Source organism: Serratia sp. root2 (assembly GCF_031931805.1).
In the GTDB taxonomy this organism is placed as follows: Bacteria; Pseudomonadota; Gammaproteobacteria; order Enterobacterales; family Enterobacteriaceae; genus Serratia; species Serratia inhibens.
The window spans coordinates 135,229-147,703 of sequence record NZ_JAUJXB010000001.1 but is presented as its reverse complement, the minus strand read 5'-3'; the positions used below and the strand labels follow the sequence as shown (position 1 = coordinate 147,703).

The 12,475-nt window shown below is 58.0% G+C and carries 12 protein-coding genes; 5 read left to right on the top strand and 7 right to left on the bottom strand.

The window, feature by feature from the left end; all coding sequences use genetic code 11:
- Positions 1-108 precede the first annotated feature (108 nt).
- Both pdxB and QZQ97_RS00725 read right to left on the bottom strand, forming a co-directional pair.
- Complete coding sequence (pdxB, locus tag QZQ97_RS00730) at positions 109-1,230, bottom strand: 4-phosphoerythronate dehydrogenase PdxB (RefSeq protein ID WP_311991818.1); 1,122 nt, start codon at positions 1,228-1,230, stop codon at positions 109-111.
- A gap of 177 nt (positions 1,231-1,407) precedes the next feature.
- Positions 1,408-2,181, bottom strand: coding sequence for an AraC family transcriptional regulator (locus QZQ97_RS00725; protein ID WP_311991817.1), 774 nt, complete (start codon positions 2,179-2,181; stop codon positions 1,408-1,410).
- A 123-nt stretch (positions 2,182-2,304) separates the two neighbouring features.
- Between QZQ97_RS00725 and QZQ97_RS00720 the strand changes: the two genes are divergently transcribed.
- Positions 2,305-3,204, top strand: a complete 900-nt coding sequence (locus tag QZQ97_RS00720; protein WP_311993851.1) for a DMT family transporter — start codon at positions 2,305-2,307, stop codon at positions 3,202-3,204.
- Here QZQ97_RS00720 and QZQ97_RS00715 read toward each other — a convergent pair.
- The 3 genes from QZQ97_RS00715 to QZQ97_RS00705 form a co-directional block, all read right to left on the bottom strand.
- Positions 3,201-4,619, bottom strand: a complete 1,419-nt coding sequence (locus QZQ97_RS00715) for a sensor histidine kinase (protein WP_311991816.1) — start codon at positions 4,617-4,619, stop codon at positions 3,201-3,203. The genes QZQ97_RS00720 and QZQ97_RS00715 overlap by 4 nt on opposite strands.
- A complete protein-coding gene (gene tctD, locus QZQ97_RS00710; RefSeq protein WP_311991815.1) occupies positions 4,606-5,280 on the bottom strand; it encodes a transcriptional regulator TctD in 675 nt (224 codons plus the stop codon). Before tctD ends, QZQ97_RS00715 begins: the two co-directional genes overlap by 14 nt.
- A gap of 203 nt (positions 5,281-5,483) precedes the next feature.
- The gene (locus tag QZQ97_RS00705; protein ID WP_311991814.1) at positions 5,484-5,798 is read right to left on the bottom strand and encodes a hypothetical protein; all 315 of its coding nucleotides are present in this window, start codon (positions 5,796-5,798) and stop codon (positions 5,484-5,486) included.
- Between the two features lie 273 nt (positions 5,799-6,071).
- On the opposite strand from QZQ97_RS00705, the gene QZQ97_RS00700 reads away from it, so the two are divergent.
- Genes QZQ97_RS00700 through QZQ97_RS00690 form a run of 3 tightly spaced genes read left to right on the top strand, consistent with a single transcriptional unit; the run spans position 6,072 to position 9,027 of the window.
- Positions 6,072-7,052, top strand: coding sequence for a Bug family tripartite tricarboxylate transporter substrate binding protein (locus QZQ97_RS00700; RefSeq protein ID WP_311991813.1), 981 nt, complete (start codon positions 6,072-6,074; stop codon positions 7,050-7,052).
- A 14-nt stretch (positions 7,053-7,066) separates the two neighbouring features.
- Positions 7,067-7,498, top strand: a complete 432-nt coding sequence (locus QZQ97_RS00695) for a tripartite tricarboxylate transporter TctB family protein (RefSeq protein WP_311991812.1) — start codon at positions 7,067-7,069, stop codon at positions 7,496-7,498.
- An 11-nt stretch (positions 7,499-7,509) separates the two neighbouring features.
- A complete protein-coding gene (locus QZQ97_RS00690) occupies positions 7,510-9,027 on the top strand; it encodes a tripartite tricarboxylate transporter permease (RefSeq protein ID WP_311993850.1) in 1,518 nt (505 codons plus the stop codon).
- A gap of 36 nt (positions 9,028-9,063) precedes the next feature.
- On the opposite strand, the gene QZQ97_RS00685 is transcribed toward QZQ97_RS00690, so the two are convergent.
- Positions 9,064-9,693: a CatB-related O-acetyltransferase gene (locus QZQ97_RS00685; protein ID WP_311991811.1), complete on the bottom strand. Its 630-nt coding sequence runs from the start codon at positions 9,691-9,693 to the stop codon at positions 9,064-9,066.
- Between the two features lie 155 nt (positions 9,694-9,848).
- Positions 9,849-10,844: a DMT family transporter gene (locus QZQ97_RS00680; RefSeq protein ID WP_311991810.1), complete on the bottom strand. Its 996-nt coding sequence runs from the start codon at positions 10,842-10,844 to the stop codon at positions 9,849-9,851.
- Positions 10,845-11,015: 171 nt separating this feature from the next.
- Here QZQ97_RS00680 and pdxR point away from each other — a divergent pair, with 171 nt between their 5' ends.
- Positions 11,016-12,473 carry a MocR-like pyridoxine biosynthesis transcription factor PdxR gene (gene pdxR / locus QZQ97_RS00675; protein ID WP_311991809.1) on the top strand — a complete coding sequence of 486 codons (1,458 nt, stop codon included), beginning with the start codon at positions 11,016-11,018 and terminating at the stop codon, positions 12,471-12,473.
- The last annotated feature ends 2 nt before the right edge of the window (positions 12,474-12,475 follow it).

The window sequence follows — 12,475 nt, the reverse complement described above, 5'->3', positions numbered from 1 at the left end:
TTGCCACCGCCCGATAGTCCTTTGCCGCTTATTGTAGCGGCGATTGCTTAAGGCAACCTTACGTATTGGGTGCAATGCCTTTCCTGCAAGGAGCAGGCATGCCGGCCTCTACAGCACGCTGAAACCCAGTTTTTGCAGCAACTCCGCGCTGGCGCTGTCATTGCACTGAACGCGCAATGAGGACCATTCGCGGCGCTCCTGATAATGCTTGCGCAGGCGATCAAACTCGCCCGGTTGCCCAGCCACTTTGCGCAGCGGAGCATCATCGCGGCGCACATCATACACCAAGTGCATCAATCGTTTTAATTTGCCTTCATCCAGCGGTCCGTTCAGCTGGATCTGGCTGAATTCCGGCACCGGCAGCAGCGAGGCCAGCTCAATCTGCTGTGGACGCCCCGCATGGCGGCTGAAGGCCTCGAACACCTGAGTGGTGCCACGCGCCTTGCCTTCCAACGTGTAACCGGCGATATGCGCGGTGCCGATATCAACCCGCGCCAACAACGGCAATGAAAGCTCCGGTTCCGGCTCCCAAACGTCCAGCACCGTGCTCAACTTTTTGCCTTTTTCCAGCGCCTGCAGCAGCGCGGCGTTATCCACCACTTCGCCACGACAGGCATTGATCAGGATACGGTTGTCGGGCAGCGCCGCCAGCAACTCGGCATCAACCAAATGCAGCGAGCGATAGGGGCCGGATTTATTCAGCGGCGTATGGAACGTCAGCACGTCGGCTTCCGCCACCAGTTTTTCCAGCGGCCAAAACTCCCCGGCGTCACCGCGTTCGGCGCGCGGCGGATCGCACAGCAGCGTGCGTACGCCCAAGGTTTTAAGACGGGCATCCAGGCGCGAACCTACGTTGCCCACGCCGATAATACCGACGGTTTTATCGCGCAACTGATAACCGTCGCGTTCGGCCAGCAGCATCAGCGCAGAGAACACATATTCCACTACCGCAATGGCGTTACAGCCTGGTGCCGCGGAAAAACCGATGCCCTGCTGTTTCAGCCAGGCATCATCCACATGGTCAGTACCGGCGGTGGCGGTGCCGACAAAACCAATGCGGGTACCGGCCAGCAAATCTTCATTCACTTTAGTCACCGAGCGCACCATCAGCGCGTCGGCATCCACCAGCGCATCTCGCGGGATCGGGCGGCCAGGCACCGCCTGCACATCCCCCAAACGACTGAACAACTCAGCCGCGTACGGCATATTTTCATCAACCAGGATTTTCACTTGTTGCTCCGACGGTTTACGACTATTTATACCCAAAATAATTGGCGTTGCATCAGGGCGGCAAGAGCAGGAGTCCCCAGGAGCTTACTCAGGTAAGTGACTGGGTGAGTGCTCGCAGCCAACACAGAGGCAGCGTCAAGTATGAAGAGGTTATCTGGGAAAGAGTGTGCCACCGAATCAGGCCCGACGAAAGCGTTCGGGGGTGCTGCCGGCGATTTGCTGAAACATGACGATAAACGCCGAGGCCGAGCTGTATCCCACCTCCAGCGCGACGTTCTGCACGGTTTTGCCCTGTTCAAGCAGCGAAACGGCATGCAGAAAACGCAACCGCTGGCGCCATTCACTGAACGACATGCCCAACTCTTGCTGGCAGCGGCGTGACAGAGTACGTTCGGTGGTATAGACCCGGGCGGCCCAGACGGCGAGCGAGGTGTTGTCCGACGGACAATGCTCCAATGCCTCCAGCACCGGTGCCAAAAATTTATCTTCGGACGACGGCAAATAAGTTTGCTGGACTGGCGACAGATGCAATTGATCGATCAGCGCCCGGCACAGACGCAAATCCTGCTTGCCGCGCGGGATGTATTGCTTGCGTGCGTAAAAATCTTCGGCGATGGCGCGGAAAATCGGCGTCACGCTCACCAAACAGGGTTCGGCCGGCAACCCGACGCACAGCGACTGCATGATATCCACCATGCGGCACTGCGCCAGCCGTTGATTGTAGCAAGAGTGCTCGATCCCCGCCGGTGCCCACAGCACAAACTCCGGCGGAGCCAGAAAACGTTGATTGCCGACCTTCATCACCATCACCCCGGCTTTCACCCACATCAGTTGCCCCCAGCGATGGCTGTGCGGTTGGAATTCCGTGCGGGCATTAAACTCCTCGCAACGAAACTGCACCGGACGCGGTGCCGGGATCAAGGCTTCAGGAAAGTGACGGATTTCTGACATGGTTGCACACCGTGATTTGTCTTGTTGACATAAAATATTGTCTGAATATCGCTATATATAATAAACCGGACACGAGTAGACTAGCCAGCATGTCCGTCGTTATTGAGAATAATCATCGTGAATATGTTCTTCCCGCTGTTGGCGGTGCTGATCTGGTCAGTCAACGCCGTCGTCAGCAAACTCTCCGCCACCGCTATCGATCCGGCCGCCATCTCGTTTTACCGTTGGCTGCTGGCGCTGATCGTCCTGACCCCCTTCGTATTACCCGGCGTGATCCGCAATTGGCGGGAAGTACGCGCCAACGGGTGGAAATTGCTGACCCTTGGCCTGCTCGGCATGGTGCTGTACCAAAGCCTGGCCTACTATGCGGCGCACAGCGTCAGCGCGCTGTTTATGGGTATCATCGTTTCGCTGATCCCGCTGCTGACCATCCTGATCAGCATCGTGCTGCTGCGCATTGCGCCGACCGTCGGTGTGGCGATCGGCAGCGTGCTGTCATTCGGCGGATTGATCTGGCTGGTCAGCGCCGGTCATCCAGGCGAGCTGCTGCAACATGGCATCGGCAAGGGCGAACTGATGATGTTCGCCGCCGCCGCTTCTTATGCGCTGTACGGCGTGCTGACCAAACGCTGGATGATTGCTCTGCCTAATTGGCAATCTCTGTATGTGCAAATCCTGTTCGGCGTCGTGCTGTTGCTGCCCAACTTTCTGATGGCGCAGGATGTCGGGCTGAACAGCCAGAATATCCCGCTGGTACTGTTCGCCGGCATCCCGGCTTCGATCATCGCGCCTTTCTTGTGGATCCAGGGTGTTATTCGCCTCGGCGCCAATACCGCATCGATATTTATGAACCTGTCGCCGGTATTTACCGCCGTCATCGCCGTGTTGTTCCTGCATGAACAGCTGCACAGCTATCATCTGATCGGCGGTGGCGTCACGTTGCTGGGTGTGATTTTGTCGCAACGCCTGCGCACGCCGTTAGGGCGCAAGGCAAAAGCTTCAGCGCCCGGGGTGGGGTCCTAAGTCAGCAATTGAAAACGCACCCGCACCAGCAGGCCGCCAAGCGCGGCCGAGGTCAACAGCTCCGGGCGGGTGCCGTGATAACGGGTAATGTCGCTGACCAGCGCCAGCCCCAGCCCGGCGCCGGGCTGCTCGCCCACGTTATCCAGCCGATGAAAGGGTTGCAGCGCCTGCGCGGTATCCTGCTGAGCAATACCCGGGCCGCTGTCTTCGATCTCCAGAACGCACTCCCCGGCCGGTTTATCGAGCGTCAGCCGTGCGGTGACCACGCCCTGATTCGGCACATATTTCAGCGCGTTATCCAGCAGATTGGCGCACAGCTCGGTGAGCAACAGCGCCTCACCGCCGACCCAGCATACCGACTCCCCTTCATAGCCTAAATCAATGCGCTTGCTGCGTGCCTGCGGCAGGCGCGAAAAACAGGCATCGCGCAACACCTGCGCCAGATTCACCGGTTGCAGCTTGCGATCGGCATGATGTTCGTGGGCTTTAAGCCGCGAGAGATAGAGCAGACGATCGGTCAGCGCCACGGTGTTATCCAGCGTGACGCTCATCGCCACCAGGCTTTCGCGCCACTGCTCCGGCTTATCGCTCGCCAGCGCCACCCCCACTTGAGTTTTCAGCACCGTTAGCGGCGTGCGCAGTTGATGAGAGGCGTCGGCGCTGAAGCGCTCCTGACGCGCCACCATTACCCGCAGCCGTTCGATATAACGGTTGAACGCCAGCAGCAGAGGCTGCATTTCCGACCAGGGCAACACCATAGGTAACGGCGTCAGTTCGCCCGGATCGCGCCGCAGCATGATGCCGGAAAGCTTGCGCATCGGCTTTAGCACTCGCTTGAGCAAGGCGAAGGCCAGAATCATCGTCACTACCACCACGGTCCCCTGGCTGAGCAAGGCGGAAAGCATCATCTGCCGCGCCAGATAACGGCGCGACTCCAGTGTTTCCGCCACCAGGATCGTCGCCATGCCCATGACGCCGGACTCATTGACCGGCTGGTACAGCGCAGCCACGCGGATCGGCCGGCCGCTATATTCGGCATCATAGAAATGCACCAGTGCCGGGTACAAACTGGATCGCAGGATATGCGGCGGCATGGTAGGCAGATCGTCATAACCGGAAATGCTTTTGCCCTGCGGAGAGATCACTTCGTAATAGAGCTGATCGTTCATGTTGCGCTCAAAGCTGTCGAGCACCACATAGGGCACATCCACTTCCAGGCGACCGTTGCGCACCACCAGCCGTTCCGCCACGGTGCGCGCCGATGCCAGCAGCGTGCGATCATAAGCCAACGTAGCAGCATTCATGGCGCTGAAGTAATGGGTGTATATAGAGATGCCGCCCAGTACCAGCAAAGGTAAACCGAAAAACAGCAGCAGTTGATAAAACAGGGAGCGCGGCGCGTTAAACCACCTCATTGCAGAGCTCCAGGCTATAGCCCAGACCGCGCAGGGTGACGATCGCCACGTTGCTGCCCTGCAACTTTTTCCGCAGCCGGTGCACGTACAGCTCAATACTCTCGGGATTGGCCTCGTCGGACAGGGTAAACACCTGCTCAAACAGCTGTTGCTTGGCGACCGGCCGACCGCGCCGGTGGATCAGGGCGGTCAGCACCGCCAGTTCGCGCGGCGTTAACTGCAGCGGTTTTTCATCCAGTTGAAAATAGCCTTCATCGTGATAGGTCAGCGCGCCATATTCCAGCGCCTGCCTAGTGACACCGATGCTGCGCCGCAGCAACGCCCGAATGCGCGCTTCCAGCTCATCGAGCTCAAAGGGTTTGGTAAGATAGTCGTCGGCCCCCAGATTCAGCCCTTTGACCCGATCGGCAACGTCGGTTCTGGCGGTCAACAACAACACCGGCAGGTCCTGACCGCGCTTACGCAGACGGGCCAGCAGATCCAGCCCATTCAGGCGCGGCAGCGCCACGTCCAGCACCACCAGCGCATAGCGTTCGTTTAACAACAGGTGATCGGCCGCCAGCCCGTCCGGCGCTACGTCCACGGCAAAACCGGCGCCGGTCAACGCCTTTTGCAACCAGTGGGATAACTCGGGATGATCCTCTACCAATAGTAGCCGCATTTTCCATTCCATTGATTTGTCTGTAGAAACAGATCTAATACAATGCCGTATCTTCAAGAAACGGCATATCGCTTATTAACATGTTTATAACAGCAGGATGGCACGGAAGGCGGTGTGATAGAAGGGTTGCGCAGAACCCGTTTTGGGAGCTGGTACACAATTACGATACGGAACAAAGGGGGACCACCGGCACCCGGTTTATCTCATCTGTCGGCTAAAGCGATATCAAACACCGGCCGCAACTTGGCAAGGCTGAACGGCGGAGAAACCAGCACAGAGCGGTTGTTGGTGGCAAAAACAATATCCACGCCAGCAACACAGGCGGTCATTTGGCAGGCGTATTTTTCGCCGTTTGCCGTAGAGAAATGCAATTCAAAAACGCCGAGCGCCGGGTGAAGGCGTTTTAGTCGACAATGGCCCGCGTCCCCTACCATCTCGGCATAGGCCGCCGGCAACATCTTAATGGCATCCACCTTGGCGCTGCTCTTGTTGCCGAATAATTTCTCTAATAAAAACATGACAATGCATCCATAATAGTTTTATTTTTTCTTATTTTACCTCAAGGCTGAGGCAACAAAACTGATATTACACATGTTTTAACTAAGGTTTACCCGCTATTCCCATCGCACTGTATGTGTTAGCGCCGGCATTTTGCCCCCAGACTGGAGATGTATATCACATCCTTTGAACTTTCTCTCCTACTGAAAGGTAAATGAAAGGTTGTTGATTTAACAATTCAGCAACCCGCATCGGCGGGAGTCACACCGACAGAAAATACCTTGGGGAAAGCAATGAAAAAAATAATCGCCCGTACTCTGACCGTAACCGCCCTGCTGCTGGCGGCCAATCAGGCATTTGCCGTGGAAGCGCCTAAACGCACCGAATGCATCGCCCCCGCCAAGCCCGGCGGCGGTTTTGACCTGACCTGCAAACTGATTCAGGTATCGCTGCAGGAAACCAAAGCCATCGAAAAACCGATGCGCGTTACCTACATGCCTGGCGGCGTAGGCGCGGTGGCCTATAACGCCATCGTCGCCCAGCGCCCGGCGGAATTCGGCACAGTGGTTGCCTTCTCCGGCGGCTCCCTGCTGAACCTTTCGCAAGGAAAGTTCGGCCGTTACAACGTCGATGACGTGAAATGGCTGGCCGCCGTCGGCACCGACTACGGCATGATCGCCGTGCGCGCCGACTCACCCTACAAAACCCTCAAAGACCTGATGAACGCCTTCCAGAAAGATCCCAACAGCGTGGTGTTCGGTGCCGGTGCCTCGATCGGCAGCCAGGACTGGATGAAAACCGCCCTGCTGGCACGCGAGGTCGGGATCGATCCTCACAAGATGCGCTACGTCGCGTTCGAAGGCGGTGGCGAGCCGGTTACCGCACTGCTCGGCAACCATATTCAGGCGGTGTCCGGCGATTTGAGCGAAATGGTGCCCTATCTGCAGGGTGACAAAATCCGCGTGCTGGCGGTGTACTCCGAACAACGTCTGCCGGGCCAGTTAGCCGACGTGCCGACCGCCAAAGAGCAGGGTTTCAATCTGATCTGGCCGATCATCCGCGGTTTCTACGTTGGCCCTAAAGTCAGTGAAGAGGAATACCAATGGTGGCTCGATACTTTCCGGAAAATGATGGCGACCGACGAATTCAAAAAGCAGCGCGACCTGCGTGGCCTGTTTGAATTCAACCTGGCCGGCAAGGAACTGGATACCTATGTAAAAAACCAGGTCAATCAGTACCGCGAGCAGGCCAAAGTCTTCGGCCTGGCTAAATAATCGGGGGAAATACCATGAGCGATCGCATTTTTGCCGGTTTCTGGTTGCTGCTGTGCATCGGCGGCCTGTTTATCGGTTGGGGCATTCAGAGCGAATACAGTTATGAACCGCTGGGGCCACGCCCCTTCCCGCTGGCCATCCTCAGCCTGATGTCGCTGTGCGCGGCACTGCTGCTGCTGAACAAACCGCAGGCCGTCGAATGGCCACACAACAAGGTGATGCAACGCCTGCTGGTGCTGGTGATCACGCTGGTGCTGTACGCCTGGGGCTTCGAATGGCTGGGCTTTCCGCTGGCCACCGCACTGCTGACCTTCAGCATTGGCCTGCTGTTCCAGGCCAGCCTGCCGGCGGCACTGGTCTCCGGCGCGGTGATGGGCGTTGCGCTGTACTACGCCTTTGACCAACTACTCGACGTAACACTGCCGCTCGGCGTTTGGCTGAGCTAACGGGGGCGATGATGGAAACCTGGATGTATTTAACCCAAGGGTTCGAGGTGGCGCTGGTGCCGCAGAATCTGATTATCGCACTGATTGGCTGCTTCGTCGGCACCATTGTCGGCCTGCTGCCGGGGCTGGGACCGATCAACGGCGTGGCTATCTTGCTGCCGCTGGCATTTGCTCTCAAGCTGCCGGCCGAGTCCGCGCTGATCCTGCTGGCAACGGTCTATATCGGCTGTGAATACGGCGGCCGCATCTCGTCCATCTTGCTTAACGTACCCGGCGATGCGGCGGCCATCATGACCGCGCTGGACGGCTACCCGATGGCGCAACAGGGCCGCGCCGGCGTGGCCCTGTCCATCTCGGCGGTCAGCTCTTTCGTCGGTTCCATGATCGCCATCGGCGGCATCATCTTGTTCGCCCCGCTGCTGGCGCGCTGGTCACTGGCGTTCGGCCCGGCAGAGTACTTTGCCCTGATGGTGTTCGCTATCGCCTGTCTGGGCAGCATGATGAGCCAGAACCCGCTGAAATCGCTGCTGGCGGCGCTGATTGGCCTGGGGCTGGCGACGGTAGGCGTAGACGCCAACACCGGCGTTTACCGCTTCACCTTCGACAGCGTGCATCTCTCCGACGGCGTGCAGTTTATCGTGGTGGTGATCGGGTTGTTCTCGGTCAGTGAAATCCTGCTGATGCTGGAAAGCACCAGCGGCGGACAAAAACTGGTGCGTAAAACCGGTCGCCTGTTGTTTAACCGCAAAGAGGCCGCCGAGTGCGTTGGCCCGACTCTGCGCTCTTCGGTGATCGGTTTCTTCGTCGGTATTCTACCGGGTGCCGGTGCCACCATCGCCAGTGCGCTCACCTATATGACCGAAAAGAAAATCAGCGGCAACAGCGAAACCTTCGGCAAGGGGGATATTCGCGGCGTCGCGGCACCGGAAGCCGCCAACAATGCTTCGGCCTGCGGCTCGTTCATTCCGATGCTGACGCTGGGCGTACCGGGTTCCGGCACCACGGCGGTGATGATGGGCGCGCTGACGTTGTACAACATCACGCCAGGCCCGGCGATGTTCACCGAGCAGCCGGACATTGTCTGGGGCCTGATCGCCGCGTTGCTGATTGCCAACGTGATCCTGCTGATCATGAACCTGCCGCTGGTCGGCCTGTTTACCCGCATGCTGACCATCCCGCTGTGGTTCCTGGTACCGGCGATTGCCGCCGTGTCTGCGGTGGGCGTTTATGCGGTGCACAGCACCACCTTTGACCTGCTGTTGATGGTCGGGCTGGGCGTGTTCGGTTATATCTTGCGCAAAATGCACTTCCCGATGTCGCCGCTGATCCTGGGTTTCGTGCTGGGTGAAATGCTGGAACAGAACCTGCGCCGCGCGCTGTCTATCAGCAACGGGGATTTTGGCATTCTGTGGAGCAGCGGTATCGCGCAAACGCTGCTGGTATTGGCGGTAGCGGTGCTGGTGTTGCCGTTGTTGCTGCGTATAGCGCGAAAACGTCGCACGGTGGAAGAAACGGCGAAGGCCGAGTAAGTAAAACGGGCGGGGAGATTACCCCGCCCATTTCAGTTAACGCTTAATGTCGTTTATCGCCCGTTCCAGGGCGGCAATATCATTATCGGCCAGCCAAGGCTGCACGCGGGCAAAATCCTCCGCCGATAAATCATAAATGCGCAACGCGAGTAACCCTGCGATCGTCTCCGGGGTAAATCGCAGCTTGATCGGCCGTGCCGGGTTGCCACCCACGATGGTGTAAGGTTCAACATTCGCGGTCACTATGCTGCCTGCGGCCACCACCGCCCCTTCGCCAATAGTGATGCCCGGCATCAGCATCGCCCGCATGCCTATCCAGCAACCGTCGCCCAACCGGGTATCGCCCTTGGGTTGATAAGCGGCCTGGATGCTCTCCATAAACGGGTACAGGCTCAACCAATCGATACGGTGAGTATGATTGCCGCCCATCAGGATCACCGCCTCGGCGGCTATACAGACATAATCGCCGATCAGCAATTTGTCTACCGGCCCCAGAGGTTGCCACTGTTGGCTAACCGCGTCGCCGTGTAAATAACGCACGACGGAGCGTTCGAAACCGCTATCCCAGCAATCGCTGTAATAGCTGTGGGTTCCCTTGACGATAATATTGGGATTGGTCACCGTTTGGTGGAGCAGTTCTGTTTTGGACCAGTGTTTTTCAGACATGGCGCTTTCTCTTTTGCTGGTTGCAAGAGCCACGGAACGAGATCTGTGGCCGTGTTTTCGTTCACCAAACACGGCCTGATTAAGCGATGATCGCCTTTTTTAATCTTGGATTGTCAGTCATGATTGCCTCTCTAGCGAGGCATAATGGTAGCAAATCAGTCCTGAGCCGTCTTCTTCTTCAACATCAGCACCCCGCCCATCACCAGCGCGCTGCCCAGCAGTTGCAGCTGGTTCATATTTTCTCCCAGCAGGAAATAGGCAATGACCGCCGTGAACACCAGTTCCAGCGATAAAATCAGGTTTGCTACCGCCAACGGCAAGGTTTTCAGGCTGATATTGTACAGGCCGAATCCCAGTAGCGTCGGCCCGGCAGCCAGAACCACCAGCAACAACCAGCCGCTCCACTCAATACCTTGCGCCCCCTGGGACAGGAACCACAAAGAACCGGTCATCCCCTGAAATGCTGCCAGAGGAAACAGCGTCAGCGCGGTGTTGAACAGCCATTGATAAATCGCCGAAAAACCAAACACATACAAAATGGTATTCCACACCGGATAGCGCCGTTCCGTGGCTACGCGCCCTCCCAGGGTGTACAGGGTATAACCGATACCGGACAGCATGCCGATCAACAGCCCCAGCAGGTTGAAATGGGTGTTGCCCATGCTGTCGCCGTTACTGACCAGGAAGCAGCCGCCCAGACTAACCACAATCACCAGCATCTGGCGCAGGTTCAACCGTTCGCTGTACATCACCCAGCCAAGAAATACGGTAAAACCTACCGAGCAGTAAGTAAGAATGGTTGCCACCGACGCGCCGTTCAAGGCTACCGACAGCGTCCACAGGCTGTTGAACACCGCCAGCAGCAAGCCATAGCAGGCATAAAAAGGCACCTGCGCAGGCTGCAAGCGCGCCCATTCGGGTTTTATCAGCAACAGCAAAGGCAATAACACCAGGGCAACCAATGCCGCTCGCCAAAAGGCCAGCACGAAGGTAGGCAGGTGATAATGCTCCGTCAGCACGCGAATAATAATGGCGGTAAAGGCCAGCAGCATGGCACTGATGATGGCAATGACATACCCCTGACTGCTGCCCTGCAAAATACGCGCACCGGGGAAAACCGGCCTTGCTGAAATACCCGTCGGTAATGACATGACACCCTCAAAAAAACTGCGGCAATAGACTCAGTCAAGGATTCTAACGCGGCGAAATTTTGCCGCCAGAGCCACTTTCACCCGTTGTTATGCAGGCCACTTTTATCCGCTTGAAGGCCGGTGGGCATGAGGTATAGTAAAAATCATCGCCCCTTACCGAGCCAATTTTCCATGCATATCCCGTTAGATCGCCAGCAGGATGTCCCGCTGTATCTGCAAATTGAAGAGGCGCTGCGGCGGGCGATACTGAGCGGCGTATTTGTCGATGGCGACAAACTGCCGTCCACCCGCACATTGGCAGCCGAACTGGCCGTCAGCCGGCTGACGGTCGACAATGCCTATGCCGAACTGACGTCCAAAGGATTTCTGCGCCAGCGGCGCGGCAGCGGTGCCTACGTTCTGCATCCGGGCGCGCTGCCCGCTCAACCGCAGCCGACGTCCGATACGTCGTTCCCGGCAGAGCGTTTCACCACGCTGACCTCGCGGCTGGACGGTTACCCCGACACGCCGCTGCCGGATAACATCATCAACTTTGCCGCCGGCGTCGGCAGCCCGAGGGTTTTCCCCCAGGAGGAATTCCGCAAGATATTGCTGTCGGTGCTTAGCCGCCATGCGGAAGAGGCTTTCGGTTATGGCGAATACTGCGGCTACTACCCGCTGCGCGATACGCTGGGGCGGATCCTCACCGCCCAGGGCATCCCCACCCACGCAGAACAGTTGCTGATTACCAACGGCTCGCAGCACGCCATCAGCCTGATTGTGCAAAGCCTGCTTGAGCCGGGGGATACGGTGATCGTCGAAGAACCCACCTACGCCGAAGCGCTGGGGCTGCTGCGTCTGCACAGGATCAATATCGTCACTGTCCCCAGCGATCGACACGGCATGCTGGTTGAACACCTGCCGGCGCTGTTGGAAAAGCACCGGCCAAAACTGATTTACACCATCCCCAATTTTCATAATCCCACCGGGCGTTGCATGAGCGAGGCCCGCCGCCGACGCCTGCTGGCGCTGGCTCAATGTGCCGGAGTGCTGATACTGGAAGACGATTTTGTCGGCGATCTGCGCTACAACGGCAAACACTTGCCGTCACTGCGGGCGCAGGCGCAGCCAGGCGCGGTGATATATGTCAGCACCTTTTCCAAAATGCTGCTGCCCAGCATGCGCATCGGCTATCTGGTCGCAGACAGTGAGCAATATCAGCAGATAGCACGGTTAAAACACGTCGACAGCTTTACCAGCTCCAATCTGATCCAACGGGCGCTGGACGCCTTCGTCACCATCGGCCGCTATGACAAACAGCTGCGGCGCGCCGGGCGGATCTACCGCCAACACCGTGACGTCATGGTCACGGCATTGCAGCAGCATCTGCCGCACGGCTGCCACTTTGAAACGCCCGAGGGCGGGTTATTTATCTGGCTGACGCTACCCGCTGCGGTTAACAACGAGGCGCTGATGCCGGTGGCCTGGCGCCACGGCGTCACCTTTGCACGCGGAGAGTGTTTTTATGCTCGGGAACAATATGGCGCGCATGGCCTGCGACTGAATTTCGCCGCCAACGCGCCGCCGCTGATTGAGGAAGGTATCGCCCGACTCTGCCGGGCGATTAATGAGGTCATCGTCGCCAAATAGAC

What these genes read in the sequence shown, in the direction of transcription:
- QZQ97_RS00725 (WP_311991817.1), bottom strand. Translation starts at nt 2,181, where the DNA reads ATGTCAGAAATCCGTCACTTTCCTGAAGCCTTGATCCCGGCACCGCGT.
- QZQ97_RS00720 (WP_311993851.1), top strand. Translation starts at nt 2,305, where the DNA reads ATGTTCTTCCCGCTGTTGGCGGTGCTGATCTGGTCAGTCAACGCCGTC.
- QZQ97_RS00715 (WP_311991816.1), bottom strand. Translation starts at nt 4,619, where the DNA reads ATGAGGTGGTTTAACGCGCCGCGCTCCCTGTTTTATCAACTGCTGCTG.
- tctD (WP_311991815.1), bottom strand. Translation starts at nt 5,280, where the DNA reads ATGCGGCTACTATTGGTAGAGGATCATCCCGAGTTATCCCACTGGTTG.
- QZQ97_RS00705 (WP_311991814.1), bottom strand. Translation starts at nt 5,798, where the DNA reads ATGTTTTTATTAGAGAAATTATTCGGCAACAAGAGCAGCGCCAAGGTG.
- QZQ97_RS00700 (WP_311991813.1), top strand. Translation starts at nt 6,072, where the DNA reads ATGAAAAAAATAATCGCCCGTACTCTGACCGTAACCGCCCTGCTGCTG.
- QZQ97_RS00695 (WP_311991812.1), top strand. Translation starts at nt 7,067, where the DNA reads ATGAGCGATCGCATTTTTGCCGGTTTCTGGTTGCTGCTGTGCATCGGC.
- QZQ97_RS00690 (WP_311993850.1), top strand. Translation starts at nt 7,510, where the DNA reads ATGGAAACCTGGATGTATTTAACCCAAGGGTTCGAGGTGGCGCTGGTG.
- QZQ97_RS00685 (WP_311991811.1), bottom strand. Translation starts at nt 9,693, where the DNA reads ATGTCTGAAAAACACTGGTCCAAAACAGAACTGCTCCACCAAACGGTG.
- QZQ97_RS00680 (WP_311991810.1), bottom strand. Translation starts at nt 10,844, where the DNA reads ATGTCATTACCGACGGGTATTTCAGCAAGGCCGGTTTTCCCCGGTGCG.
- pdxR (WP_311991809.1), top strand. Translation starts at nt 11,016, where the DNA reads ATGCATATCCCGTTAGATCGCCAGCAGGATGTCCCGCTGTATCTGCAA.